The sequence below is a fragment of the Streptomyces sp. NBC_01384 genome, from assembly GCF_045040035.1.
Classification (GTDB): domain Bacteria; phylum Actinomycetota; class Actinomycetes; order Streptomycetales; family Streptomycetaceae; genus Streptomyces.
The window spans coordinates 2116525-2141580 of sequence record NZ_CP109559.1; the positions used below are offsets into that span (position 1 = coordinate 2116525).

At 71.7% G+C, this 25056-nt stretch carries 19 protein-coding genes, 1 rRNA gene and 1 pseudogene; 5 read left to right on the forward strand and 16 right to left on the reverse strand.

Annotated features, from left to right (window positions below):
• Positions 1 to 160: 160 nt before the first annotated feature.
• The 3 genes from OG747_RS09450 to OG747_RS09460 form a co-directional block, all read right to left on the reverse strand.
• Complete coding sequence (locus OG747_RS09450; RefSeq protein ID WP_405878832.1) at positions 161 to 2260, reverse strand: tetratricopeptide repeat protein; 2100 nt, start codon at positions 2258 to 2260, stop codon at positions 161 to 163.
• 248 nt (positions 2261 to 2508) lie between these two features.
• On the reverse strand, positions 2509 to 3135 hold the full coding sequence (locus OG747_RS09455; protein WP_405878833.1) for an NUDIX domain-containing protein: 627 nt from the start codon (positions 3133 to 3135) through the stop codon (positions 2509 to 2511).
• Positions 3136 to 3254: 119 nt separating this feature from the next.
• Positions 3255 to 4922, reverse strand: coding sequence for a CTP synthase (locus OG747_RS09460; protein WP_405878834.1), 1668 nt, complete (start codon positions 4920 to 4922; stop codon positions 3255 to 3257).
• Between the two features lie 519 nt (positions 4923 to 5441).
• On the opposite strand from OG747_RS09460, the gene OG747_RS09465 reads away from it, so the two are divergent.
• The 3 genes from OG747_RS09465 to OG747_RS09475 all read left to right on the forward strand — a co-directional run bounded on the left by OG747_RS09465 (position 5442) and on the right by OG747_RS09475 (position 10543).
• Positions 5442 to 7244: a glycoside hydrolase family 15 protein gene (locus tag OG747_RS09465; protein ID WP_405885491.1), complete on the forward strand. Its 1803-nt coding sequence runs from the start codon at positions 5442 to 5444 to the stop codon at positions 7242 to 7244.
• A gap of 197 nt (positions 7245 to 7441) precedes the next feature.
• A complete protein-coding gene (locus tag OG747_RS09470) occupies positions 7442 to 8824 on the forward strand; it encodes an FAD-binding protein (RefSeq protein WP_405878836.1) in 1383 nt (460 codons plus the stop codon).
• A gap of 78 nt (positions 8825 to 8902) precedes the next feature.
• The gene (locus OG747_RS09475; RefSeq protein ID WP_405878837.1) at positions 8903 to 10543 is read left to right on the forward strand and encodes a PucR family transcriptional regulator; all 1641 of its coding nucleotides are present in this window, start codon (positions 8903 to 8905) and stop codon (positions 10541 to 10543) included.
• A gap of 38 nt (positions 10544 to 10581) precedes the next feature.
• Here OG747_RS09475 and OG747_RS09480 read toward each other — a convergent pair whose 3' ends face one another.
• The 6 genes from OG747_RS09480 to OG747_RS09505 all read right to left on the reverse strand — a co-directional run bounded on the left by OG747_RS09480 (position 10582) and on the right by OG747_RS09505 (position 16677).
• Positions 10582 to 11718 carry a glycosyltransferase family 4 protein gene (locus OG747_RS09480; protein WP_405878838.1) on the reverse strand — a complete coding sequence of 379 codons (1137 nt, stop codon included), beginning with the start codon at positions 11716 to 11718 and terminating at the stop codon, positions 10582 to 10584.
• 232 nt (positions 11719 to 11950) lie between these two features.
• Positions 11951 to 12694, reverse strand: coding sequence for a hypothetical protein (locus OG747_RS09485; protein WP_405878839.1), 744 nt, complete (start codon positions 12692 to 12694; stop codon positions 11951 to 11953).
• 4 nt (positions 12695 to 12698) lie between these two features.
• Positions 12699 to 14441 (reverse strand): DNA repair protein RecN, encoded by a 1743-nt coding sequence (recN, locus tag OG747_RS09490; RefSeq protein WP_405878840.1) that lies wholly within the window; start codon positions 14439 to 14441, stop codon positions 12699 to 12701.
• A gap of 145 nt (positions 14442 to 14586) precedes the next feature.
• Positions 14587 to 15492: an NAD kinase gene (locus OG747_RS09495; RefSeq protein WP_405878841.1), complete on the reverse strand. Its 906-nt coding sequence runs from the start codon at positions 15490 to 15492 to the stop codon at positions 14587 to 14589.
• Positions 15489 to 16304 (reverse strand): TlyA family RNA methyltransferase, encoded by an 816-nt coding sequence (locus OG747_RS09500; RefSeq protein WP_405878842.1) that lies wholly within the window; start codon positions 16302 to 16304, stop codon positions 15489 to 15491. Before OG747_RS09500 ends, OG747_RS09495 begins: the two co-directional genes overlap by 4 nt.
• A gap of 7 nt (positions 16305 to 16311) precedes the next feature.
• Positions 16312 to 16677, reverse strand: coding sequence for a hypothetical protein (locus OG747_RS09505; protein WP_405878843.1), 366 nt, complete (start codon positions 16675 to 16677; stop codon positions 16312 to 16314).
• Positions 16678 to 16719: 42 nt separating this feature from the next.
• On the opposite strand from OG747_RS09505, the gene OG747_RS09510 reads away from it, so the two are divergent.
• Complete coding sequence (locus OG747_RS09510; RefSeq protein ID WP_405878844.1) at positions 16720 to 17067, forward strand: sterol-binding protein; 348 nt, start codon at positions 16720 to 16722, stop codon at positions 17065 to 17067.
• Here OG747_RS09510 and OG747_RS09515 read toward each other — a convergent pair.
• The 4 genes from OG747_RS09515 to OG747_RS09530 form a co-directional block, all read right to left on the reverse strand.
• Positions 17051 to 17950 carry an ABC transporter ATP-binding protein gene (locus OG747_RS09515; RefSeq protein WP_405878845.1) on the reverse strand — a complete coding sequence of 300 codons (900 nt, stop codon included), beginning with the start codon at positions 17948 to 17950 and terminating at the stop codon, positions 17051 to 17053. The genes OG747_RS09510 and OG747_RS09515 overlap by 17 nt on opposite strands.
• Entirely contained in the window at positions 17947 to 18990 is a 1044-nt protein-coding gene (locus OG747_RS09520; protein WP_405878846.1) for a FecCD family ABC transporter permease, read from the reverse strand. Before OG747_RS09520 ends, OG747_RS09515 begins: the two co-directional genes overlap by 4 nt.
• Positions 18987 to 20030 (reverse strand): FecCD family ABC transporter permease, encoded by a 1044-nt coding sequence (locus OG747_RS09525; RefSeq protein ID WP_405878847.1) that lies wholly within the window; start codon positions 20028 to 20030, stop codon positions 18987 to 18989. Before OG747_RS09525 ends, OG747_RS09520 begins: the two co-directional genes overlap by 4 nt.
• Positions 20031 to 20114: 84 nt before the next feature.
• Positions 20115 to 21182 (reverse strand): HAD-IIA family hydrolase, encoded by a 1068-nt coding sequence (locus tag OG747_RS09530; protein WP_405878848.1) that lies wholly within the window; start codon positions 21180 to 21182, stop codon positions 20115 to 20117.
• Between the two features lie 86 nt (positions 21183 to 21268).
• On the opposite strand from OG747_RS09530, the gene OG747_RS09535 reads away from it, so the two are divergent.
• On the forward strand, positions 21269 to 22561 hold the full coding sequence (locus OG747_RS09535) for a DUF1015 family protein (RefSeq protein ID WP_405878849.1): 1293 nt from the start codon (positions 21269 to 21271) through the stop codon (positions 22559 to 22561).
• Between the two features lie 63 nt (positions 22562 to 22624).
• Here OG747_RS09535 and OG747_RS09540 read toward each other — a convergent pair whose 3' ends face one another.
• From OG747_RS09540 to rrf, 3 genes and pseudogenes are all read right to left on the reverse strand, one after another.
• On the reverse strand, positions 22625 to 23479 hold the full coding sequence (locus OG747_RS09540; protein ID WP_405885492.1) for a tetratricopeptide repeat protein: 855 nt from the start codon (positions 23477 to 23479) through the stop codon (positions 22625 to 22627).
• Positions 23480 to 23653: 174 nt separating this feature from the next.
• Positions 23654 to 24664, reverse strand: a pseudogene (locus OG747_RS09545) (hypothetical protein); the annotation flags it as partial.
• Between the two features lie 239 nt (positions 24665 to 24903).
• Positions 24904 to 25020 (reverse strand): 5S ribosomal RNA (rrf, locus tag OG747_RS09550).
• Between the last annotated feature and the right edge of the window lie 36 nt (positions 25021 to 25056).

A 25056-nucleotide genomic window follows, 5' to 3' on the forward strand; every position in this document is an offset into this window, starting at 1 on the left:
TTGACTCAGAGGGTTCTGGGGCTATGCATGGCCAGGGCGACGCAAGCCGGGGCAATGCATGTCATACCCGGATACATGGAGGCGCACCGGGAGACACCACGAAAGAACGCAGCGGAGCCAGTCTAATGAAGGGATTCCCTCTGTCTAGCCTTTCAAAGCATCAATCTTCTGCGGATGTACTACGGATTTCGTAGGCATTAGCGCCTTGTTCCGTGCCTTCTGTGCCTTCCATGGTCGTCGCGCTCTCCGGGAGCTCATCGCCCAGCATGCGCTCGGCCGCCTTGCGGTGCAGTCGGGCGGCGACGGGGTCGCCGAGCCGGTCCAGGGTGTCGGCCAGCCGGAGCTGCAGCGCGCCCTGCAGCCGGAGGTCCTCGGCGCGGCGCGCCCACTCGACCGCCTCCTGACAGGTGCGCAGCGACTCCTCGGGCCGCCCCGCGTACTCCTGCACCCGCGCCAGCTCGCTCAACGCCCGTGCCTGGGCGGCCACATCACCGTTCCTGCGGTGCCCGGTGACGGCGGCGCGCCAGTTGCGCAGCGCCTCGCCGTAGCGGCCCGCGTAGGTGTGCACGGTGGCGATGCGGCCGTACAGCCGGGCGGCGTCCACCCGCTCGTCCCGCGCCAGGCGCTGGGCGAGCGCCCTGCCGTACCAGTCGGCGGCCCGGTCGTAGTCCTCCAGCTCCTGGTGGGCGCCGCCTACGGATTCCATCGCGCGGCCGGTCGCATACGGATCGTTCGCCGCGCGTCCGGCGTCCAGGGCGGCCCGGTAGCGGGCCAGGGCGTCGGTCGTACGGCCGGTCTGCGCGTCCAGGTCGGCGAGGTTCAGCAGGGCCGCGGCCTGCTCGCGGGGCAGATCACGGCGCTCGGCCACGTCGAGGACGAGGCGATGGATGCCGTACAGCTCGGGAGCCGCGGCCCGGGTGCCGAAGTGGGCCACCAGGGCCCGCACCAACGCGGCCATCAGCCGCCGGGCCAGGGTGTCCAGCTCCCCGTCCGAAACCGCGAGCCGGGCCGCGGCCAGCAGCGCGGGCTGCCGGATCCGCAGCCAGTCCTCGGCCGCCCTGGGGTTCGGGAAGCGCAGCTCGCGGGGCAGTCCGGCGAGCTTCTCGCGGGCGGGCGTGCTGTCGGTCTCGGTGATGACACGGCAGGACACCAGCAGCCGTACGGTCCGCTCCAGCATCCGGGCGCGGGCCAGCTGCAGCTCGGCCGGGCGGTCCTCGGTCTCGGCGAGGGAGCGCAGCGGCGGCAGCAGGCAGCCGGGCACCTCGTACTGCGGCAGCGGCGACTCGACGCGCCGTACGAGGCCGAGCCCGACGAAGTCGTCGAGGGCGGCCCGGGCGGCGTCCACCGAGCAGCCGGCCAGCGCGGACGCGGTGTGCGGGTCGACGAGGCCGGCCGGGGCGAGCGAGAGCAGCCGCAGTATCCGCGCGGCGGTGGCGGGCAGCGAGGCGTAGGTGAGCCGGAAGACCCGGGCGAGCGGGGTGCCCTCGTCGCCTTCGGTGCGCAGCTGTTTGGCGAGGTCGGCGACGGCCGAGGTGGGGCGGGCCGCGAGCCAGCCGCCGGCGAGGCGCAGGGCGGCGGGCTGGCCCGCGCACTCCTCGACCAGGCCCTCGGCGGCGAGCGGGTCGACGGTGATGCGCACCGAGCCGGCGAAGCGGTCGAGCAGTTCGAGCGCGGACTTGGTGTCCAGGCCGCCCAGGGTGCAGGGGCGGACGTCCGCGATGCCGGTCAGCGGCCCTCCGGAGACCGCGACGACCAGGCACTCGGGGGTGTCCGGGAGCAGGGCGTCGACCTGCTCGGCGTCGGCCGCGTCGTCGAGCAGCAGCAGGGCGCGGCGGATGGCGAGGGCCTCGCGCACCGCCTCGCTCAGGTCGTCGGCGGCCGCCCCGGCCGGCGCGGGCAGCTCCAGGGCGGTCAGCAGCTCCCGCGCGGTGCGCTCGGTGGGCACGGGCGTACCGTCGGGTTCGGTGAGCCGGGCGCGCAGCACCCCGTCCGGGTAACTCTCGGCGACCTGCCGTACGAGCTCCTCGGCGAGCGCGGTACGGCCCGAGCCGGGCTTGCCCGCGATGAGCAGCACGCGCGCGCGTGGGGCCTTGCGGCCGGCGAGGGTGTCCAGGCCCGCGCGTTCGATGTCCGCCCGGAGTTCCTTCAACTCTCTTGTACGGCCGAGGAACTGACCCTCCGTGGGAGCGGACACGGCAGCCGGACGCCGCCCTGCTGACGACACTTTCGTGCCGTCGGTGTCCACCGCCTGATCCGTCACGGGCCACACTCCCGTCCCACTGCGCGCGCAAGCCCGCCGGGACTCCGGACGGGGCGTTTTCAGAGCCTAGTTCACGCTCTGCGACGATCCCGGCGGAGCGCGGCGGAGACGTCCCCCGATCGGATCAGGCGATCGTAGGACTGGTGGCGTGGGAGTGCCGCCAAAGGGATGTCAGGGGGCGGGACGGGGCCGGGCCGGGGCCGGATCGGGGCGGGTCAGAGGCGGGTCAGAGGCGGGTCAGGGGCGGGTCAGGCCTCGAACGGCCGGGCCGGCCACGGCGCCTCCGCCGGGCGCAGCGCGTCGAATCCGTCGCCGTTCCGCGCGGCGAGCAGGGAGAGGACGCCCACGACGAGGCAGTTGTTGTGCAGGTCTCCGGCGAGGACCCCGCGGACGAGTTCGTCGACGGGGACCCGGGCCAGCTCCATGTCGGCCTCTTCGTCCTCGACCTCGAAGCGCTCCCCCTCCGCCTCGGAGAGATCGCGGGCGAGGAAGACGCGCACGGCCTCGGAGCAGCCGCCGGGGGTGGTGTAGACGTCGGTCAGGACGCGCCAGTTCTCGGCCTTGACGTGCGCCTCTTCGTAGAGCTCGCGCTGGGCCGCGTGCAGCGGGTTCTCGCCGGGGATGTCGAGGAGTCCGGCGGGGATCTCCCAGAGCTTGTGGCGCACGGGGTGCCGGTACTGGCGCAGAACCAGCACCCGGTCCTGGCCGTCGAGGGCGAGGACGGCCACGGAGCCGGGGTGGACCTGATAGTCGCGGCGAGCGACCGATCCGTCGGGCATGACCACGTCATCGGTGCGGACGGAGGTCTTGTTGCCGACGAAGGGGGTCGCGGTGGCCCGGACTTCCCACTCCGCGGCGGTGTCCTTGATCGTCATGCCCTGTCCTCCCACACGTACCGCACGTGTACCACGTACAAAGATGCCGGTCCTGGCAAACGGAAACCGGGGTGTGCGCCCCGTAAGGCACCCACCCCGGCCACCGTACAGCCCTTGTGTTACTTGCCCGTCTTGCGCTCGACAGCGGCCTTCACCAGGCCCGCGAAGAGCGGGTGCGGGCGGGTCGGGCGGGAGCGCAGCTCGGGGTGCGCCTGCGTCGCGACCAGGTAGGGGTGCACCTCGCGCGGGTACTCGACGTACTCCACGAGCTTGCCGTCCGGGGAGGTGCCGGAGAACTGCAGACCGGTCTTCTTCTCCAGCTCGCCGCGGTAGGCGTTGTTCACCTCGTAGCGGTGGCGGTGGCGCTCCTCGACGTACTCCTTGCCGTCGTACACCTCGCGCACGATCGACCCCTCGGCGAGCTTGGCCGGATACATGCCCAGGCGCATCGTTCCGCCCATGTCGCCCTCGCCCGCCACGATGTCCAGCTGCTCGGCCATGGTGGAGATGACCGGGTGCGCGGTGGCGGAGTCGAACTCGGTGGAGTTGGCGTCCGGGATGCCGGCCAGGTTGCGCGCGGCCTCGATCACGATGCACTGCAGGCCGAGACAGAGGCCGAGCAGCGGGATCTTGTTCTCGCGGGCGTACTGGATCGCGCCGACCTTGCCGGACACACCGCGGTCGCCGAAGCCGCCGGGGATGCAGATCGCGTCCACGTCGCTGAGCTGCCCCGCGGCGCCCGCCGGGGTCTTGCAGTCGTCGGAGGTGACCCACTTGATCTTCACACGGGCCTTGTTGGCGAAGCCGCCCGCGCGCAGGGCCTCGGTGACCGAGAGATAGGCGTCGGGCAGGTCGATGTACTTGCCGACGAGCGCGAGGTTGATCTCGTGCAGCGGGTTGTGGACGCGGTCGAGCAGGTCGTCCCAGGTCGTCCAGTCCACATCACGGAAGGGCAGGTCCAGCTTGCGGACGACGTACGCGTCCAGGCCCTCGGTGTGCAGGACCTTCGGGATGTCGTAGATCGACTTGGCGTCGATGGCCGCGACCACGGCCGCCTCGTCGACGTCACACATCAGCGAGATCTTGCGCTTGATGGCGGTGGGCACCTCGCGGTCGGCACGCAGCACGATCGCGTCCGGCTGAATACCGATGTTCCTGAGGGCCGCGACCGAGTGCTGGGTCGGCTTCGTCTTCAGCTCACCGGAGGGGCCGATGTAGGGCAGCAGCGAGATGTGGACCACGAACACGTTGTCCCGGCCGACCTCGTGCCGGACCTGGCGGACGGTCTCCAGGAACGGCAGCGACTCGATGTCGCCGACCGTGCCGCCGACCTCGGTGATGACGACGTCCACGTCGTCGGTGGCCATGCGGCGGATGCGGTGCTTGATCTCGTTGGTGATGTGCGGGATGACCTGCACCGTGTCGCCCAGGTACTCGCCACGCCGCTCCTTGGCGATGACGGTCGAGTACACCTGCCCGGTGGTGACGTTGGCCGAGCCGTCCAGGTCCACGTCGAGGAAGCGCTCGTAGTGACCGATGTCCAGGTCGGTCTCGGCGCCGTCGTTGGTGACGAACACCTCGCCGTGCTGGAACGGGTTCATGGTGCCCGGGTCGACGTTCAGGTACGGGTCGAGCTTCTGCATGGTGACCCGCAGGCCCCGCGCCTTGAGCAGCGCGCCCAGGCTGGAGGCGGTCAGGCCCTTGCCGAGGGAGGAGGCGACACCCCCGGTGACGAAGATGTGCTTGGTCGTCGTGGCTGTGCTGTTTCGAAAAGCAGCGGGCGGCATGGCCAAAGGGGGCTCCCGTGGTCGCGGTCTGGAGTGCGTACCGGCGTGGTGTCCGAAGATTTTCGGAGGTGCCGTCGCTGCGGTTCGGGGGTTTCGTGCCCACCGGTCCACGGGCTACCAGGGTATCAGCGACGCGACGAGGCTGCTTCCGGCCACGCTCCGCACACACGTCGGCACAGGCCTCACACAGCCCTCGCGCAACGCTCACCCGGTACTCACTCCTTTGGACGAGTCGGGTTGCCGGGAGCGGCACGCGGATCTTCCAGGTGCGTCGTATCCTGCTCGGACACTCAAACTGCTGAGCCCGCCGGCATACGGCACCATCCCCGCCCGTAACCCGGAACAACGAGAGCTCGTCAGTTCGTTTCGCAACGACAATCGCACCGATAATTGACGTTCCGCAGCGACGCTTTACCAACGTTCTAACGTTCAATCTTCTAACGTTTTAACGTTCCTGTTCCCTGACCGCAGAGCGACCGCCCCCCTGGGGGCGACGTGGCCGTTCGACTGGAGATGCACGTGGCCGGGCGCATCGAGGACTACGCACTCATCGGAGACATGCAGACCGCAGCACTGGTCTGCCGGGACGGCACAGTGGACTGGCTGTGCCTGCCTCGCTTCGACTCCCATGCCATCTTCGCGGGACTGCTCGGCACGGAGGAACACGGATTCTGGCGGCTCGGGCCCGCCCACGCGGCCGACGCCGAACCGCCGACGGCGGCGCGCCGCTCGTACCGCGGTGACTCGCTGATCCTCGAATCCGAGTGGGACACCCCGCGCGGCACGGTCCGTGTGACCGACTTCATGCCGCCGCGTGACGGAGCGCCGCAGCTGATCCGGATCGTGGAGGGCGTCACGGGCCGGGTCCCGATGCGCTCCGCACTGCGGATGCGTTTCTCGTACGGCCGCGTCGTGCCCTGGGTGCACAAGCACGAGGGCCGCACAGTCGCCGTCGCGGGACCCGACTCGGTGTGGTTCGACACCGCCTGCGAGACGTACGGCAAGGCGCTGACCACGTACGCGGACTTCACGGTGGCACCCGGTGACCGGATCGCGTTCACCATCTCGTGGGAGCCCTCGCACAAGCAGCCCCCCGCGCTGCCCGAGCCGGAGCAGGCCCTGGAGGCCACCGAGGAGTTCTGGCGCGACTGGGTCGAGCACTGCACGTACCACGGCCCCTACCGCGAGGCCGTCGTCCGCTCCCTGATCACCCTCAAGGCCCTGACGTACGCCCCCACCGGCGGCATCGTCGCCGCGCCCACCACCTCCCTCCCGGAGGAGATCGGCGGCGTACGCAACTGGGACTACCGCTACACCTGGCTCCGCGACGCCGCGATCACCCTCTCCTCCCTGCTGCGCACCGGCTACCGCGAGGAGGCCCGCGCCTGGCGCGAATGGCTGCTGCGCGCCGTCGCCGGCGACCCGGAGAACCTGCAGATCATGTACGGCATCGCGGGCGAGCGGGAGTTGGGCGAGGCGGAGCTCGACTGGCTTCCCGGATACGAGAATTCCACCCCCGTGCGGGTCGGCAACGGCGCGGCCCACCAGCTCCAGCTGGACGTCTACGGCGAGGTCATCGAGGCCCTGCACCTGGCCCACATGACGGGTCTGTCCCGCAACGACTACGCCTCGCTCCTCCAGCTGAAGCTGATCCGCTACCTGGAGGACCACTGGGACCAGCCGGACGAGGGCATCTGGGAGGTCCGCGGTCCGCGCCGCCATTTCGTGCACTCCAAGGTGATGGCCTGGGTCGCCGTCGACCGCACGATCAAGCTCATCGAGTCCGGTGACGCGGACGGCCCGGTGGAGAAGTGGCGCGAACTGCGCGACGACATCCACCGGGACGTGTGCGAGAAGGGCTACGACAAGGAGCGCAACACCTTCACGCAGTCGTACGGCTCCAAGGAACTGGACGCCTCGCTCCTGCTGATCCCGCAGATGGGCTTCCTGCCCCCGGACGACAAGCGCGTGATCGGCACCATCGAGGCGATCCAGCGTGAGCTGTCCACCACGGACGGCTTCATCCTGCGCTACCCGACCTCCGGCGAGGACGCGGGCGTGGACGGCCTGGAGGGCGACGAGGGCGCCTTCCTCGCCTGTTCCTTCTGGATGGCGGACGACCTGGCGATGATCGGCCGCGTCGACGAGGCCCGCAATCTCTTCGAAAAGCTCCTGGCCCTCCGCAACGACCTGGGCCTGCTGGCCGAGGAATGGGACCCGCGCCTCCAGCGCCAGGTAGGCAACTTCCCGCAAGCTTTCAGCCACGTGCCTTTGATCGACACGGCGCTGAGACTGACGGCTTCAGGTGCCTACGGCGGCTGAAAACAAGCGGTGCAGCAGCCCGCGCTCCCTTTTCCAGGGGGCGCGGGCTGCTGCTTTTGAAGGCGCAGGGCTGTGTCATTGTGCGGCTCCGCCGCGTGGGCGCGACCAGCCCTCACTGGGCCCGCAGCTTCAAACTCACCAGCCAAAACCCCTACGCTGAAAACAGCCCTGTCCCCTCCTGAAAAGGGGCGGCTGCCATGACCCCCTTCTCAAAGGCCTACACCGCCCTCGCCGCGCTGAGAGCGGACCTGACCGGCGACGTATTCAGGCCAGAAGACCGCGGCTACGACAACGCCCGCAAGATCTTCAACGGCGTGATCGACCGCCGCCCCGCCGTCATCGCACAATGCGAGAACACGGCCGACGTGACCCGCTCGGTCCGCTTCGCCCGGGACCTGGACCTCCACATCGCGATCCGCGGCGGCGGCCACAGCGTGGCCGGCATGTCACTCAACGACAACGGCCTGGTCGTCGACCTGCGCCGGATGCACACCGTGACCGTCCACCCCGGCTCCGAGACGGTACGGGTCGAGGGCGGCGCCCTCATGAGCCACCTCGACCGCGCCACCCAGCCCTACGGCCTGGCGACCACCGGCGGCCGGGTCTCGACCATCGGCGTCGCCGGCTTCGTCCTCGGCGGCGGCACCGGCTGGCTCGACCGGGCCTTCGGCCTCGCCGTCGACCATCTGCTCGGCGTCGAACTGGTCACGGCCGACGGCACCACGGTCCGGGCCACCGACCACGAGAACCCGGAGCTCTTCTGGGCCCTGCACGGCGGCGGCGGAAACTTCGGCATCGCCACCGCCCTGACCCTGAAACTGCACCCGCTGCCGGAATTCTCGCTCGCCATGGTCATGTACCGGCCCGACACCGCCCCGGAAGCGATCCGCACCTACCGAGAGATCATCGAGAACGCCCCGCCGGAGGTCGGCGGCGGCATCATCCACCGGACCGGCCCGCCCAAGGACCTCATCCCCGCACACCTGGTGGGCAAGCGGGTGGTCAGCGCGCTCCTGGTGTACGCGGGCGGCGCGGAGGACCTGCGCAGGCTCGTCCAGCCCCTGCTGGCGCTGCCGCACGAGGCCGAGATCCTCACGCCCCTCCCCTACGCCGACTTCCAGTGCATGCTGGACGACCCGCCCGGCCTCAGGAACCACTGGTCCGCCGAGTCCCTGACCGGTCTGCCCGACGAGGCCGTGGACGTCTTCTGCGACCTCGGGAACGCCATGCCGGTGCCCACCGGCACCCAGCACGTGCTGTTCCCGCAGGGCGGCGCGATCGTCGCCGGCCCGGCCCGCTTCCCTGTGCCGTACCGGAACGCCCCGTGGACCGTGCACCCCTTCGGGATCTGGGAGGACCCGGCGGACGACGAGCGCTGCGTCCAGTGGGTCAAGGACGTCCGCGCCGCCGTACGGCCGTGGAGCACCGGCGCGGTCCACCTCAACTTCATCGGGAACGAGGGCGCGGACCGCGTGGTGGCCGGCCTCGGCGCCGAGAACATCCGGCGGCTCGCCGCGGTGAAGACCGCGTACGACCCGGACAACGTCTTCCGTTTCAACCACAACATCGTGCCGGTATGACGAGCTCGCGCCGGCGTGAGCGAGCGGAGCAGGCCTCGGAAATGCCTCCGGAACCCCTCCCCGGGTAGCGTCCGCAGCATGGACAGCCGTTTGGACAGCCGTTACGACACCCAGGGCGCCGGAATCACCGTGCAGCGGGCGCTGGAGCTGCCCGGGCTGCGCAGCGGGCTGCCGGAGATCCTCGCGGGCGCCGACCGGCTGGGCCGCACCGTGCGCTGGGTGCACGCGGGCGAGGTCCCGAACATCGCCTCGCTCCTCAAGGGCGGCGAACTGCTCCTGACCACCGGTTACGGCCTCGGCACCCGCCCCGCCGACCAGCGCGCGTTCGTCCGCACCCTGGCCGAGCGCGGTATCGCGGCACTCGTCGTGGAGCTCGGCCCGCGCTTCGCCCGGCTGCCCTCGGCCCTCGTGGAGACGGCCCGCTCCGCCAATCTCCCGCTGGTCCAGCTGCACCGAGAGGTGCCCTTCGTGGCGGTCACGGAGGAAATCCACACCGAGATCGTCAACGGCCACTACGCGCTGCTGCAGCGGGCCGAGGAGGTGCACCGGCGCTGTACCGAGGCCCTCCTCGGCGGCGGGGGCGTACCCCAGGTCCTCGGCATCCTCGCGGACTTCAGCGGCAATCCCGTCTTCCTGGAAACGGCGGACGGACAGCTCCTGTACGCCGCCGGGGCCGGCTCCGCGGGCGCCGATCCGCTCCAGGTGTGGGAGGGCCTGCGCGGCCAGCACAAGGAGCAGCCGCCCGCCGGCACGACCCTGGTGGACGTACCGGGCGGCGGCCCCGGCACCGGCTCCGTACGCGCCCGGCTGGTCCTCCTCCCCGTCAGCGCCCCGGTCGCCCCCGTGCACCGGATCGCCGCCGAGCGGGCCGCGGGCATCCTCGCCGTCGTCCTGATGCAGGCCCGCCAGGAGGAGGAGCTCGCGGCGCGCGGACGCGGCGACTTCCTGACCGACCTCGCGGAGGGCCGTATCAAGGCCGAGGACGCCCCCGCGCAGGCCCGCGTGCTCGGTTTCAAGCCCGGCACCAGCCCGCTCCTGCCGGTCGTGATGCGGCTCGCCGACGGCCCGTCCCCCGGTGGCGGCTGGGCCGTCCTGGCGCGCGCGGTCGCGGAGGAGCTGGCCTCGGTGGGAGTACCGGTCCTGCTGGGCGTACGGCCGGTCGAGGGCCGTGTCCCGCTGTTGCTGGGCCTGCGTTCGGAGTCGGAACGCTCGGCGGTCGCCGACCGGGTGGCGGCGGCCCTCAGGGCGGGCGTGGAGCGCGCGGGCATGCAGCGGCCCGGGGCGCAGCCGCCGGTGGTGGTGGTCGGGGTCGCGGGCGGCTGGGCGGCGGCCTCGGCGGGCCTGCGGCACGCGGCGGAGACCGCGACGGCGGCGCAGGGCCTGTCGGACCGCCCTTGGTACGACGCCCGCCGCCTGGACATCGACCTCCTCCTGTGGCGGCTGCGCGACCACCCGGACCTGGCGGCCTTCGTGGACCGTGCCATCGGTCCCCTCCGCGACCACGACGACCGCTCCAAGCCGCCGCTGCTGCCCACCCTGGAGACGTACTTGGCGCACGCGGGCCGCAAGGCGGAGACGGCTCGCGAACTGCACCTCAACCGGCAGACCCTCTACAACCGCCTCGCCCGCATCGGGGAGTTGCTGGGCACGGACCTCGACGACCCGCAGACGGTACTGGCGTTGAGCCTGGCGCTACGGGCACGCAGGCACGTGCCGTAGCTCCGGATGACGTGGCCGATGTGGACGGTGTGGACGATTCAGGCGAGAGGCCTGGTCTGGGTCAACTCGTCGTAGACGCTGAGTACTTGGGCAACAGTCTCGTCCTCGGTCGGCCAGGTCGCGGCCTGCCGCACCCCCCGCTCCTTGAGCAGCTCCCGGCGGTCGGCATCCCCGAGCAGCCGTACGACGGCTTTGGCGAGCGCGCCGGCGTCCGCGTACGGGACGAGTTCGGCCGCGTCGCCGACCAGCTCGGGGATGCCCCCGACGGCGGTCGCGACGAGCGGCACGCGCGCGTGGAGGGCCTCCTGGGCGAGGACGGACCGGGACTCCCAACTGCTGGACAGCACCGCGAGATCGGCGGCCAGAAGCAGCTCGGTGATGTCGTCGCGCCGCCCGACGAGCCGGACCGGCAGCTCCTCGTCCTCGATCCGCCGCTGGAGGACCGTCCGCAGCGGCCCCTCCCCGGCGATCACCAGGAGCGGCACGGGGTCGAGACCGCACCACGCGCGCGCGGCGTCCAGCAGGGTGTCGTAGCCACGGTGCCGGTCCAGGGAACCGACGGCCATGAGCAACGGGCGGTCGGTGGCGCCGAGTTCGGCCCGCGCCTTGTGCCGGAGCCGGTCGGGATCCCCGTACTCGACGGCCTTGCGCGGCGTCGGAAACGCGACGGCGGCGAGCCGGGCGTCCCGCGCGCCCCGCCGCCGGGCACGGTCCACGAGGTCGGAGGAGGTGCCCAGCACCACGGCGGCGGCCTTGGCGACCCGCCGCTCCAGCAGGCGCAGCAGATGGGCCCGCGCCCCGTCCGCGTGCGAGCGGGTGTGCCAGGTGACGACGAGCGGGGTGCGCCGCCCGCTGAGCGCGAGCGCGGCCCGCAGCGCGGCGTGCAGCCCGTGCGCGTGCACGAGGTCGGCGTCCGCGCAGGCCGTCCGCAGCGCGGCCACGGAGGCGGGGTCGCTGCTGCGCGGCACGGGAAAGTGCTGGGCGCCCACGCCGCTGAACCCGTACGCGTGATCGGCCTCGGCGGGGGCACAGACGGTGACCCGCACACCTCGGGCGACAAGCCCCGAGGCCAGCGACCGCACATGCGCGCTGCTGCCCGCACTTCCGCCGCCGAGCACCTGCACGGTGCGCAGCGGCAACTGGCCGTGCGGTGAGTAGCTGCTCACGTGGCTCACGTGGCCGGGGCTCCTGGTTCGGCGTCGGACGGTCACGAAGAACGTACAGAAGGAAATGCAGAGGGGGGTGTACCGCACGTCGTGCTCCGCGTACTACGCCAAGGATGCCAGGCCGCACGGGTGTTCCGGGACCGCCATCGGAGCACGGTGCGCGACGCACCGGCCGGCTCGACGGCACCTGTCACCCACAAGGGTGAGAAGTCGCGCGTCTTCACGACGGGTTGCCCGACCCTCACCCCAGCGGTCGCGCCACCGCCTCGCTGACCTTGTCCCCGTACACCGTCGCGGCCACCAGCGCCGCCGCGTGCGCGACGAGCCCCGCCCGCCCGTTGCCCGCGACGATCGCGCTGCCCAGCGCGGCGCCGAGCGCGTGGGCCCCGGCGTCACCGATCATCGCGCGCTCGCCGAGGTCGTCGGGGAGCACGGCCGCCGCCGCGCCCATCGCCGCGGCCGACAGCCGCCCGGCGGGCCCGCCCCGCAGCACCCCGGGCGCCCCCAGCGCGAGCACGGCGCCGACGGCCCGTCCCGGGCGTACATCCACGAGGTTGACGAAATGCGCGCTCCCGGCGATCACGATCCCCGCGAGCAGCCTGTCCAGGGGACGTTCCTTGAGCAGCGCCCCCGCCACCAGCCCCGCGGCCGAGATCCCGAACAACTTGACCGCCCCGCTGGTCACCTCACCGTCCCTGAGCGCCCCCAGATGCGCCCGGAACCCACGCCGCGGGTCACCCACCCCGGCCACGTCGTCGTACGCGCCGCACGCCCCGGCGACCAGGACGGCGAACCCGGCGCCGCGATGGACGCGCGCGGCCCCGAGCGCCGCTCCCAGGGCACTGGCGGGCCCGGCATACAGCTCGACGGTGCGCCCGGCGTAGTTCGTACGCTCCCAGCGGTGGCGCCCGCCGGGAGCCTTGGCGCGCAGAGCGGTGATACCGGCGCGGGTGGCCGCGGCGGCAGAGCCGAAGGCGGTGATCATGCGACTACCGGTCACCCCGAGCCGTGGCCAACAACTCCTCCGCGTGCGCCCGAGCGGTCTCCGAGTCCTCCTGCCCCGCCAGCATCCGGGACAGCTCCCGAATCCGCTCCTCGCCCTCGAGCACCTTCACCCCGGACCGGGTCACCGACCCGTCGTTGGTCTTCTCGACGAGCAACTGCCGATCGGCGAAGGCGGCCACCTGGGGCAAATGAGTCACTACGACAACCTGAGCGGTCTTGGCGAGCTTGGCCAGCCGCCGCCCGATCTCCACCGCGGCCTTGCCACCCACACCGGCGTCGACCTCGTCGAAGAGATATGTCGGCACAGGATCGGTCCCCGCGAAGACGACCTCCACCGCGAGCATCACCCGCGAGAGCTCACCGCCGGAGGCCCCCTTGGCGATGGGCCGCGGCGGCGCACCCGGGTGCGGGGCGAGCAGCAGCTCGACCTCGTCGACACCCGCGGGCCCGTACGCGACGGTACGACCGCCGAGTTCCACGCCCTCGGGATCATCGGTCTGCCGGATGTCGAACGACACGCGCGCGTGCGGCATGGCGAGTGAGGCCAGCTCGGCGGTCACGGCGGCGGCGAACCGCTCGGCGGCCTCCGTCCGGGCGTCCGTCAGAGCCTGTGCCAGCCCGCCCAGTTCGGTCCGCAGCGCGTCCCGCTCGCCGGTCAGCTCATCGATCCGCTCGTCGTCGCCGTCGAGTTCGAGGAGCCGCGTGGCACCCTGCTCGGCCCACTCCAGTACGGCGTCGATGTCCTCGCCGTACTTCCGGGTCAGCTGGGTGAGCGCGGCCCGGCGCTCCTCCACCGCCGCGAGCCGCAGCGGATCGGCGTCGAGGTCGTCGGCGTATCCGGCCAGCTCACCCGCCACATCGCGGAGCAGGATGTTGATCTCTCCGATGCGCCCGGACAGGGTGGCGAGCGAGGAGTCGTGCGACCGTACGGCCTCCAGGGCCCGGTGCGCGCCCGCGGCGAGCGTCGCCGCGTCGATGCCCTCGGGGTCCTCGGGATTGCCCGCGAGGGCGGCGTGCGCGGCCGTGGCGGCGGATGCCAGCGCCTCCGCGTGCCCCAGCCGCTCCGCCTCCGCGGCCAGCTCCACGTCCTCGCCGGCGCGCGGCTCGACCGCCGCGATCTCGTCGAGCCCGAAGCGCAGCAGATCGGCTTCCTGGGCCCGCTCACGTGCGCGCGTGGTGATCTCGTCCAGCTCGGACGAGATGGCCCGCAGCCGCCGGTAGGCCCCCACGTACTTGGCGAGCGGCACGGCGACCGCGTCCCCGGCGTACCGGTCGAGCGCCTGCCGCTGCCGGGACAGCTTGAGCAGCCCTTGCTGGTCGGTCTGGCCGTGCACGGCCACGAGCTCGTCGGCGAGCTCGGCGAGCACCCCCACCGGCACGGAACGCCCGCCCAGATGCGCCCGAGAGCGTCCCTCGGCCGAAACGGTACGGCTGATCAGCAGCGCGCCGTCGTCGAGCTCGGCGCCCGCCTCCTCGGCCCGTACGACCGCCGTTCCGCCCGTGGGTACGGTGATCCGCCCCTCGACGACGGCGTTCTTGGCGCCGATCCGTACGAGGGCGGGGTCCGCGCGCCCGCCGAGCAGCAGCCCGAGGCTGGTGACCACCATCGTCTTGCCCGCACCGGTCTCACCGGTCACGGCGGTGAAGCCGGGCGACAACTCGACGACCGCGTCGTCGATGACTCCGAGCGACCGTATCCGCATCTCCTCCAACACGTCCCCGACCATACGAGGTTTTCCCGGCCCCGTGCGACGCCGCCCCCCACAACGAGAACCGGGCGTGACCTTTCCTGCCGAGGCCTCGTTGCCCTGATGGCTCCCCGCCGACGCGGGGGCCCGGCGCCCGGGCGGTACCCGAGGCGCCGGGCGTGTTCTAGTGCGGCGCCCCCCGCCACCCGGAAACCGGCAACGCGAACTTCGCCACCAGCCGATCGGTGAACGACGCGTGGTGCAGCCGAGCGAGCCGCACCGGCACGGCCCCCCGCCGCACCTCCACCCGCGCCCCCGGCGGCAACTCCACCGTCCGCCGCCCGTCGCACCACAGCACCCCCGGCGGAATGTGCGGCAGCACCTCCACCGCGAGCACCGAGTTCGGCGAGGTCACCAGCGGCTTGGCGAAGAGCGCGTGCGCACTGATCGGCACCATGAGCAGCGCCTCGACCTCCGGCCACACCACAGGACCGCCCGCGGAGAACGCGTACGCGGTCGACCCGGTCGGCGTCGACAGACAGATACCGTCGCATCCGAAGGCGGTGACGGGCCGCCCGTCGATCTCCAGGACCACCTCGAGCAGCTTCTCGGCGGAGACCTTCTGCACGGCTGCCTCGTTGAGCGCCCAGTCGGTGTGCACGATGGTGCCGTTCTGGTGCACGACGACGTCGACGGTCATCCGCTCCTCGACCTCGTACGCCTTCGTCACCACCCGGTCGACCACCTTGTCGAGGTCGTCGCGCTCGGCCTCCGCGAGGAAGCCGACGCTGCCGAGGTTGACGCCGAGCATCGGCACCCCGGAGGCGCGGGCGAACTCGGCGCCGCGCAGCAGCGTCCCGTCACCGCCGAGCACGATCAGCAGTTCGCACCCGTCGAGGCAGTCCGGGGTGGCCTCCTTCACCAGCTCCACCTCGGGCGGCAGCGGCAGGTCGGCCGCCTCCGCCTCCAGGACCCGTACCCCGATCCCGGAGCGCAACAGCCCCTGGACCACGAGTTCGGCGCTGCGGATCGCAGCGGGCCGCCCGGTGTGGGCGAGCAGGAAAACAGTACGAGCTCGGGTCTGTGTCAACGCGGCCCCTCCGCCACTGCACGGTCAACGTCGGCCGGGTCGAGTTCGGGTGCCCCGGCACGCAGCCACAGAAAGTACTCGACATTGCCCGAGGGTCCGGGCAGTGGACTCGCGGTCACGCCCTTCACTCCGAGCCCCAGTTCCGCGGCCCTTCGCGCCACCCCGCGCACGGCCTCGGCGCGCAGTTCCGGACTGCGTACGACTCCACCACTCCCCAGCCGTTCCTTCCCCACCTCGAACTGCGGCTTGACCATCATCACCAGATCGGCGTCGGGCGCCGCGCACCGCACGAGGGCGGGCAGCACCAGGCCGAGCGGGATGAAGGACAGATCTCCGACAACAAGATCCACGGGCTCCCCATCGATCGCCTCCAACGTCAACTCGCGTACGTTCGTACGGTCCTTGACGGTGACGCGTTCATCGCTCTGTAGAGACCAGGCGAGTTGGCCGTAGCCGACGTCGACGGCCACGACGTGGGCGGCGCCCGCGCGCAGCAGTACGTCGGTGAAGCCTCCGGTGGACGCTCCGGCGTCCAGCGCGCGCCGCCCCCCGACCTCCAGCCCCTGGGGCACGAAGGCCGCCAGGGCGCCCGCGAGCTTGTGCCCGCCGCGCGAGACGTAGTCGGGATCGCTGTCGTCCCGGGTGACCACGATCGCGGCGGCGGTCTCCACCTGGGTGGCGGATTTGGTCGCGAGGGTCTTGCCGACGGTGACCCTGCCCGCGGCGATCAGCTGGCCGGCGTGCTCGCGCGAGCGGGCGAGCTTCCGGCGGACCAGCTCGGCGTCGAGGCGGCGGCGTGCCACTCCTGCCACGTTCGGTTCAGCTCCTATTGCCGTACGTCGTCGGGGGCACCGGAGGTCCCGGGCGGGCGTCGAGCGCGGTCAGCGCGTCGCGCAGCCCCCGATGTACATCCTCGTACACCTCGACGTGTCCGTCCGTGGCGAGGTGGTCGGCGTCGCCCAGCCGGTCGAGCTGGGCGTCGACCTCGGCGTTCCCGGTGGGGGTGCGGTCCACGTTCAGCGGCGCCGGGGCGGCAGGGTCGTACTCGGATTCGAGTTCGGCTTCGACCTCGGTCTCTGCCTCCACCCGCACCCCTGCCCCTGTCTCCGTCCCTGTCCCGACCGGAACCTCCGGCTCCGACACCAGACCCTGCGGAGATCCGGTCTCCGGCACTGACTCGTCCATGCCCCGACGCTACCCCGAAGCACTGCGGTACCGTCGACCGCGATGGCCACGATTGAGGAGTGCCGCAGCGCACTCGACAAGCTCTCGGACAACATGGCGGGCGCCCACGGGGACGTACGCGAGGCGGCGGCCCTGGACCGCTCGCTGAGCTGCCATATCACCGACCTCGACATCACCTTCGTCGGCCGCCTCAAGGGCGGCCGGATCGAGATCCTGGACACGATCCAGGGCCCGCCCCTCGAGAAGACCCAGATCAGACTCGCCATGTCCGGCGACGACCTGGTCTCCATGGTCGACGGTGAATTGCACTTCGCGAAGGCCTGGGGCTCGGGCCGGGTGAAGCTGGAGGCGGCCCTCCTCGATCTGTTCCGCCTCAGGAAGCTTCTGTAGCGGCGCCTGCGGCCACCTGCGCGCGGGCCTTCCGCGCCGCCGGAACCACCAGCGGCGTCCCCGTCTCCGGGTCGTCGATGACCTGGCAGCGCAGCCCGAAGACCTCCTCGACCAGCTCGGCCGTGACGATGTCGTTCGGCGTGCCCTCGGCGACGACCCTGCCGTCACGGAGGGCGATCAGGTGGGTGGCGTACCGGGCCGCGTGATTGAGGTCGTGCAGGACCGCGACCAAGGTGCGCCCCTGCTCCTCGTGGAGTTCGGCGCACAGATCGAGCACGTCGATCTGGTGCTGGATGTCGAGGTAGGTGGTCGGCTCGTCGAGCAGCAGCAGCGGGGTCTGCTGGGCGAGGGCCATCGCGATCCACACGCGCTGCCGCTGGCCACCCGACAATTCATCGACATATCGATCAGCGAGTTCGGCGACGCCGGTCGAGGCCATCGACTCCCGCACGACCCGCTCGTCCTCCGTCGACCACTGGCGCAGCAGCCCCTGGTGCGGGTAGCGGCCCCGGCCGACCAGATCGCCGACCGTGATCCCGTCCGGCGCGATCGACGACTGCGGCAGCAGCCCGAGCGTCCTGGCCACCTTCTTCGCGGGCATCGACTGGATGACCTGACCGTCGAGCAGCACCCGCCCCTCGGAGGGCTTGAGCATCCGCGAAAGGGCGCGCAGCAGGGTGGACTTGCCGCAGGCGTTCGGGCCGACGATCACGGTGAAGGAGTTGTCGGGGATCTCCACCGACAGCCTCTTCGCGATGACGCGCTGGTCGTAGCCGAGGGTGACGTTGTCGGCGGACAGGCGGTTCACAGTGCTCCTTCGAGTGTTTTCGCGCGCCTGGGTGTTCTCGTGCGCCCGGGTGTTCCGGTCCAACGGGGCGCTCATATCCGGCCCGCCTTGCGTTCGGTGACCAGCAGCCCCAGCAGATAGATCCCACCCAGGACCCCCGTCACTACGCCGACGGGCAGCTGATCGGCTCCGAAGGCCCGCTGCGAGGCCCAGTCCGCGACGATCAGCAGGGTCGCGCCCATGCACATCGACGACACCAGGTTCGGTCCCGGCGACCGGGTCAGCCGCCGGGCGAGCTGTGGCGCGGTGAGCGCCACGAAGCCGACCGGGCCCGCGGCGGCGGTGGCGCCCGCCGTGAGCAGCACGGCGGAGAGCATCAGCAGCAGCCGTACGCGCTCGACGCGCACCCCGAGGGCGTACGACACGTCGTCGCCCATCTCCATCATGCGCAGCCCGCGCGCGTTGCCGAGGACGAGCGGGACGAGGACGGCGCACATGATGAGCAGCGGCCAGACCTGCGCCCAGTCACGGCCGTTGAGGGAGCCGGTCATCCAGACGACCGCGCGGGCCGCGTCGACGATGTCCGCCTTGGTGAGCAGATAGCCGTTGACCGCCGTGACGATCGCGGAGACTCCGATCCCGACCAGGACCAGTCGGTATCCGTGCACGCCCTGCTTCCAGGCGAGCAGATAGATGGCGAGTCCGGTCACCAGACCGCCGACGAGCGCGCCGAGGGCGACCTGGTTGGCGCTGCCCGAGAACAGCACGATCATGATGAGCGCGCCGGCCGTCGCCCCCTGCCCGAGGCCGAGGACGTCCGGACTGCCCAGCGGATTGCGGGAGACGGACTGGAAGAGCGCCCCGCCGAGCCCGAGCGAGGCCCCCACCAGGAGGCCGACGAGCACGCGCGGCAGCCGTAGGTCGTTGACGACGAACTCCTGGCCCGCGTTCCCGTTGCCGACCAGCGTCTTGAGGACGTCGACGGCCGGGATCGGGAAGTCGCCGGTGCCGATCAGCACCACGCTCGCGGCGAGCGCTGCCACCAGCAGCAGCACGACGACGGTGAACGCCCGGACGTCGAACCGGACGGAGAGCCCGCCGCGCGTGCGCACGGCCCGGGTACGTGTGGTCGTCACAGCTGCGCCGTCCTCCGCCGTCGTACGAGACAGATGAAGACCGGCCCGCCGAGGACCGCGGTGACGATGCCGACCTGCAGCTCCGCGGGCCGCGCGACGATCCGCCCCAGGACGTCCGCGCCCAGCAGGAGCACGGGCGACAGGACGGTCGCGTACGGCAGGATCCAGCGCAGGTCCGGCCCGGTGAAGGAGCGGACGGCGTGCGGGACCATGAGTCCGACGAAGACGATCGGCCCGCAGGCGGCGGTCGCGGCGCCGCACAGCACGGTGGCGGCTGCCATGGACAGCGCACGGGTCCGGTTCAGGTCGGCGCCGAGCGCTCGGGCGGTGTCGTCGCCCATGGCCATGGCGTTCAGCGGCCGGGCGAGGCCCAGCGCGACGACCGTGCCGACCACCAGAAACGGCAGCACCTGCTTGATGGTCGAGTCCGTGGCCGAGGCCAGCGAACCGACCGTCCAGAACCGCATCTTGCCGAGCGCCGCGTTGTCCATGATCATCACGGCCTGCAGATAGCCGTACAGCGCGGCACTGATCGCGGTGCCCGCGAGCGCGAGCCGCACCGGGGTCGCCCCCCGGCTGCCGCCGAGGAACCACACCAGAGCACCCACCGCGGCCGCGCCGAAGAAGGCGAACCACACATAGCCGCTCAGGCTCGTGACACCGAAGTAGGTGATGGCGGTGACGACCGCGGCGGACGCGCCCGCGTTGATGCCGAGCAGTCCTGGGTCGGCCAGCGGGTTGCGGGTGAGCGCCTGGAGGACGGCACCCGACAGCCCGAGCGCGGCGCCGACGAGCAGCCCGAGGACAGTACGCGAGATCCGGTCGTCCACCACGACGTCGGCGTACGTCCCCGAGTCGTGGAACAGACCGTGCCAGACCTGGTCCAGCGGCAGCGCTTTCGCACCGATCGCGATGCTCGCCAGGGCGACGAGCACCAGGAGGGCCAGGGACACGACGAGCCCAACGGCACGTATCGCCCGGTGGCTTGGGGGCGCGGGGGCGGTCTCCGCGCGCTGTTCGGGGGGACTGTCGACCAACACGAAGTTAGGTTAGCCTACCCTCGCTGCTGGTTTCGATCCCCCGTCACCACCGCTGAACCGCTCAGGTATCCGACCACCGGGGGCTCAAAGCCCCAGCCGCGCCAGCGCCTTCCCCCCATCAAGCTCGCAGATGCCCTCCCCGGCCGCCGTCCACGCCGCCGCGCACAGCGCCCGCAGCCCGTCGAGCGCCTCACCGTCGCCCGCCAACTCCAGCCTCCCCCAGTCGCCCGACTTCGCTCGAGCAGAGGGGACCCCCATGCTCCCGGCCGTCGCCGTCCAGCCACCGCAGCGGAACCCGTCGCCCGCCCGCTCGACCTCCGGCTGCCCGGTGAGCAGCCCGCGCAGATCGGCGTCGACATACGTCGGCCGGTGCTGCGGCGGGGCGGCCAGGAGCTGCGCGCCGTCCGTCACGCCGGTGAGCACGAGCAGCGAGTCCACCTCGCCGTTGAACGCGCCCTCGATGTCGGTGTCCAGCCGGTCGCCGACCACCAGCGGCCGCTTCGCCCCGGTCCGCAGGATCGTCTCGCGGTGCATCGGAGGCAGCGGCTTGCCCGCCACCTGCGGCTCGGCGCCCGTGGCGATGCGTACGACCTCGACCGCCGCCCCGTTCCCGGGCGCGATCCCGCGCGCGCTCGGGATCGTCAGGTCGGTGTTGGACGCGAACCACGGCACCCCGCGCGCGATGGCGTAGCAGGCCTCCGCGAAGCGTCCCCAGGTCAGGTCGGCACCGCCGAACCCCTGAACGACCGCCGCCGGATCGTCGTCCGCCGACTCGACCGGCTCAAGCCCGCGCTCGCGCAGCGCGACCCGCAGGCCCTCGCCGCCGATGACCAGCACGCGCGAACCGGCGGGCACCTGCTCGCTGATCAGCCGGGCCGCGGCCTGCGCGGAGGTGATGACGTCATCGGCGCCCGTCGGTATGCCCAGCTCGCTCAGGTGCTCCGCCACGGCGTCGGGCGTCCGCAGCGCGTTGTTCGTGACATACGCGAGGTGCATCCCGCCGGAGCGGGCGGTGCCGAGCGACTCCACGGCGTACGCGATCGCGTTACCACCCGCGTACACCACCCCGTCCAGATCGAGCAGCGCCGTGTCGTACGCCTCACTCAGGGCCTGCCCACTGCCCTCGGGCCGTGTCCTGATGGTCCGGCTCATTACACATCGCTCCTCGTTCTAGCTGTTTCCCTCGATCATCGCGCACGGCACCGACACACACCGGCGATCACAATTACGATGCCTCAATGAACAATGCAGGTCCCGCGGAGGAAACCCCGGCGCGCAGCGGCCTCGAACTGATCCCGTTCCGGGGCCTGCGCTACGACCCCGACCGGGTCGGCAGTCTCGCCGCCGTGACATCCCCGCCGTACGACGTCGTCGTACGGCCGGACGGTCTGCTCCACCTCGAATCGGCCGACCCGCACAACATCGTCCGGCTGATCCTCCCCCAGGACACGACCCCCACCGCCCGCAACCGCCAGGCCGCGGACACCCTGCACGACTGGCTCACCAAGGGCGTCCTGACCACCGACCCCGAGCCCGGCCTGTACGTCTACGAGCAGCACGACGACGGGATGCTGCAACGCGGCATCATCGGCGCCCTGCGCCTGTCGGAGCCGTCCGACGGCGTCGTCCTCCCGCACGAGGACGTCATGCCCCACGTCATCGCGGACCGCGCGGCCCTGATGCGCGCCACCTCCGCCAACCTCGAACCCCTCCTGCTGACCTACCGGGGCAACGGTTCCCGGGTCGGCGCGGCCGCCGTCATCGAGCGCACCGCGGAGCGCGACCCGCTGCTCGCGACGACCACGGAGGACGGTTTCAGCCACCGCCTGTGGGCCATCACCGACCCCGCCGATCTGGCCGAGATCCAGACGGATCTGGGCCATCACCAGGCCCTCATCGCGGACGGCCACCATCGCTGGGCGACGTACCTGCGGCTACGCTCCGAGCACCCCTCACCCAGCCCCTGGGACTACGGCCTGGTCCTCCTGGTGGACACCGCGCGCTACCCCCTCCGGGTCCGCGCGATCCACCGCCTGCTGCACGGCCTGCCGGTCGCGCAGGCGCTGGCCGCCCTCACGGACTCGTTCCGGGTACGCCACCTGGACGTGCCGCTCCCCGAGGCCCTGGAGGCCCTCGCCAAAGCCGCCGCCGAGGGCAACGCCTTCCTCCTCGCGGGCGACGGCGCCTTCCACCTGGTCGACCGCCCGGACCCGGACCTCCTGGCCCGTACGATCCCGGCCGACCGTCCCGAGGCCTGGCGCACCCTGGACGCGACCGTCCTGCATGCCGCGCTCCTCGGTCACGTCTGGGGCGTCCCGGAGGACTCGCCCGCCCACATCGCGTACATCCACGACACCGCCGCCACGGTCGCCAAGGCGGAGCACGACGGCGGCACGGCCGTCCTGATGCACCCGGTCCGCGAGGAGGTCGTACGCGACCTCGCCCGTCAGGGGGTCACGATGCCCCGCAAGTCGACGTCCTTCGGCCCGAAGCCGGCGTCGGGCCTGGTGCTGCGGGCGCTCACCCTCTGAAACGCCGAGCGGCGGGCCCCTCCCGGGGTCCCGCCGCCCGTGTCCTTCTCCGCAGGCCTGGCGTCAGCTCCGAGGAGCGTCCTCGGGCCCGTCCTCGTCATCGGCCTCGACGGGAGTCCGCTCAGCCTTCGGAGCCTCGTCCTCGTCGGCGTCCTCAGTCTCGGACTCGACCTCGACCTCAACCTCGGACTCGACCTTGGACTCGGTCGCCGGCTCGGCCTCCGTCTCGTCCTCATCCTCGATGAGCGCGTCCACGAACTCGACGCCGTCCAGCTCGGCAAGCCGGTCGGAGGCGTCCGTGCTGCCGTCCCTGTCGGACTCGATGGCCTTGGCGAACCACTCGCGCGCCTCGTCCTCACGACCGGCGGCAAGGAGCGCGTCGGCGTACGCGTAGCGCAGGCGCGCGGTCCAGGGCTGTACGGAGTTCGAAGCGAGCTCCGGGCTCTGCAGGGTCACGATGGCTGCGTCGAGCTGCCCCATGTCCCGCCGCGCGCCGGCCGCCACGAGCCGCATCTCGACCTGACCGGCCTTGTCCAGCTTGTGCACCTCGGGCGCACCGGCCATGTCCAGCGCCTTCTCGGGCCGGCCCAAACCGCGCTCGCAGTCCGCCATCACGGGCCACAGGTCCACGTTCCCGGTCATACGGCGAGCCGCCCGGAACTCGGCCAGCGCCTCGCTGTACTTCTGGTTCGCGTACGCGGCGAATCCGGCCGCCTCACGTACGGCGGCGACACGCGACGCCAGCCGCAGAGCGATCTTCGAGTACGCGTACGCACCCTCGGGGTCCTCGTCGATGAGCCGCGCGACCATCACCAGGTTCCTGGAGACGTCCTCGGCAAGCCCCTTGGGCAGGCTCTGCAGCTCCTGCCGTACGTCCGCGTCGATCTCCTCGCCCGTGACGTCATCGGGGATCGGCAGCCGCTTGATCGGCTCACGGTCGCGGTCACGCTCGTCGCGGCCACGGAAGCCGCCGCCACGCCGGTCATCGCCCCGACGGTCGTCACGGCCACGGAAACCACCGGGACGGCCACCCCGGTCGTCACGACGGGGGCCACCGCGTCCGCGGTCGTCACGGCCGCGGTCATCACGGCCACGGTCCTCGCGGGGGCGGTCGTCGCGGGGGCGGAAACCACCGCCTCGGCTGTCGTCGCGACGATCATCACGCCGGTCGTCACGCCTGTCGTCGCGACGGAAGGCCGGGCGATCGCCGCTGTCACGCCTGTCATCACGTCGGAAGTCGCTGCGGTCGTCGCGGCGGAAACCACCGCGGTCGCCGCTGTCACGACGGTCATCACGACGGAAACCACCACGGTCATCGCCCCGACGATCGTCGCGGCGGTCGTCCCTGCGGTCATCACGTCGGAAGTCGCTGCGGTCGTCGCGGCGGAAACCGCCACGGTCGCCGCTGTCACGACGGTCATCACGACGGAAACCGCCACGGTCGTCATCACGGCGCGGGCCACCGCTGGGGCGGTCGTCACGCCGGACAGCAGGACGGTCCCCTTCTCGACGGAAACCACCACGGTCATCGCCCCGACGATCGTCGCGGCGGTCGTCCCTGCGGTCATCACGTCGGAAGTCGCTGCGGTCGTCGCGGCGGAAACCACCGCGGTCGCCGCTGTCACGACGGTCATCACGACGGAAACCACCACGGTCATCGCCCCGACGATCGTCACGACGGTCATCCCGACGGTCGTCCCGCCGGAAACCACCACTTCCACGGTTGTCATCGCGGCGGAAACCGCCACGGTCGCCGCTGTCACGACGCTCATCACGACGGAAACCACCACGGTCGTCATCACGGCGCGGGCCACCGCTGGGGCGGTCGTCACGCCGGACAGCAGGACGGTCGCCGTCCCGACGGAACCCACGGTCGCCATGGTCGTCGCGACGCGGCCCGCTGGGGCGGTCGTCACGCCGGAAGGCCGGACGGCCACCACGGTCGCCCTCGCGCCGGTCGTCGCGGCCGCGGAAACCGCCACCACCAGCACGGCTGTCATCACGACGGCTGTCATCACGACGGAAGCCGCCGCGGTCACCGCCCCGATCACTGCCTCGGTCACTGTCACGGCGGTCGTCGCGCCGGCCGTAGCCGCCACGGTCCGAGCCACCCCGGTCGTTGTCGCGGCGCGGGCCCCCGCGGTAGCCGCCGCGGTCACCACTGTCCCGGCGGCGCTGATCGCGCTCCGGTCGCTCGTCCGGAGAGTTGGTGGACATGGGTGACTCCTGTCTTCGGTACCGCAAGTCATTCTCGCGCAGCCGGGTACCCGGCGCGCTTCGGAAAAATAAAAAAGGACCTCTGGTCCCAGCGAGTCGCTGGGACCAGAGGTCCTCCAAAATTTGTTCGGCGGCGTCCTACTCTCCCACAGGGTCCCCCCTGCAGTACCATCGGCGCTGTGAGGCTTAGCTTCCGGGTTCGGAATGTAACCGGGCGTTTCCCTCACGCTATGACCACCGAAACCCTTTCAGACACCCCGCCATAAAGCGAGGTCTTG

Bases quoted from the DNA above. Each gene is read 5' to 3' on its own strand.
- OG747_RS09455 (WP_405878833.1), bottom strand. From the start codon at position 3,135: ATGACGATCAAGGACACCGCCGCGGAGTGGGAAGTCCGGGCCACCGCG.
- OG747_RS09460 (WP_405878834.1), bottom strand. From the start codon at position 4,922: ATGCCGCCCGCTGCTTTTCGAAACAGCACAGCCACGACGACCAAGCAC.
- OG747_RS09470 (WP_405878836.1), top strand. From the start codon at position 7,442: ATGACCCCCTTCTCAAAGGCCTACACCGCCCTCGCCGCGCTGAGAGCG.
- OG747_RS09475 (WP_405878837.1), top strand. From the start codon at position 8,903: ATGGACAGCCGTTTGGACAGCCGTTACGACACCCAGGGCGCCGGAATC.
- OG747_RS09485 (WP_405878839.1), bottom strand. From the start codon at position 12,694: ATGATCACCGCCTTCGGCTCTGCCGCCGCGGCCACCCGCGCCGGTATC.
- recN (WP_405878840.1), bottom strand. From the start codon at position 14,441: ATGGTCGGGGACGTGTTGGAGGAGATGCGGATACGGTCGCTCGGAGTC.
- OG747_RS09505 (WP_405878843.1), bottom strand. From the start codon at position 16,677: ATGGACGAGTCAGTGCCGGAGACCGGATCTCCGCAGGGTCTGGTGTCG.
- OG747_RS09510 (WP_405878844.1), top strand. From the start codon at position 16,720: ATGGCCACGATTGAGGAGTGCCGCAGCGCACTCGACAAGCTCTCGGAC.
- OG747_RS09515 (WP_405878845.1), bottom strand. From the start codon at position 17,950: ATGAGCGCCCCGTTGGACCGGAACACCCGGGCGCACGAGAACACCCAG.
- OG747_RS09530 (WP_405878848.1), bottom strand. From the start codon at position 21,182: ATGAGCCGGACCATCAGGACACGGCCCGAGGGCAGTGGGCAGGCCCTG.
- OG747_RS09535 (WP_405878849.1), top strand. From the start codon at position 21,269: ATGAACAATGCAGGTCCCGCGGAGGAAACCCCGGCGCGCAGCGGCCTC.